The organism is Sphingomonas endophytica, from assembly GCF_001476895.1.
Taxonomy (GTDB): Bacteria; Pseudomonadota; Alphaproteobacteria; order Sphingomonadales; family Sphingomonadaceae; genus Sphingomonas; species Sphingomonas endophytica_A.
The window spans coordinates 1-649 of record NZ_LDTB01000132.1; the positions used below are offsets into that span (position 1 = coordinate 1).

At 74.6% G+C, this 649-nt stretch carries 1 pseudogene; it reads right to left on the reverse strand.

The features are described from left to right. Positions 1–649, reverse strand: a pseudogene (locus tag NS334_RS18750) (hypothetical protein); the annotation flags it as partial.

Here is a 649-nt window from a genome sequence, read left to right on the forward strand (position 1 = left end):
GCGGCTGTAGTTTGGTATAAGTGACAGGGCCCCCGCCCCGTCGCCGCCACCGCCGACGGGGCGGGGGCGGGAACGGGTGCCGGAGCCGCGACCGGCGTCTCCGCGACCGGGGCGGGAGCCGGGGTGACGACCGGATCGGCGATCGCTTCGGCGACCGGTTCGGGGGCGGGGGCCGCGACGACCGGCTCCTCGACGACGATCGTCGGCGGAGCGGGCTCGGTCGCGGCGGCTTCGCCACGCGCCAGCGTCACCGCGGAGCCGTCGGTAAATTCGAAGACGGCGCGGATGTCGTCTTCCTCGACATGGCCCGGCAGGGCGATCTGCCACGCCAGGTACGAGGTTTCGGGATCCAGCGCTGCGAGCGGCGGCAGCGCGGCGGCGTCGCAGGACAGGACGCGCGCGCTCATCCGCGTCAGTTCGCGGATCAGCAACAGAGGCTCGCCACCGTTGTCGAGCGCGTTCGCGGGCGGGCGGAACGTCACCAGCCAGTCGGCCGGACCCGCCGGCGCGGCATCGTCGGCACCCTCGACCTCGGCGGTGGCCGGGATCGCGCCGCCGACATCGTCGAGCATCGCCATCAGATCGTCGAAATCGTCGCCACCGCCCGCAGCGGCGGGAGCTTCGGCCGGGGCGGCGACCGGCTCCGGCG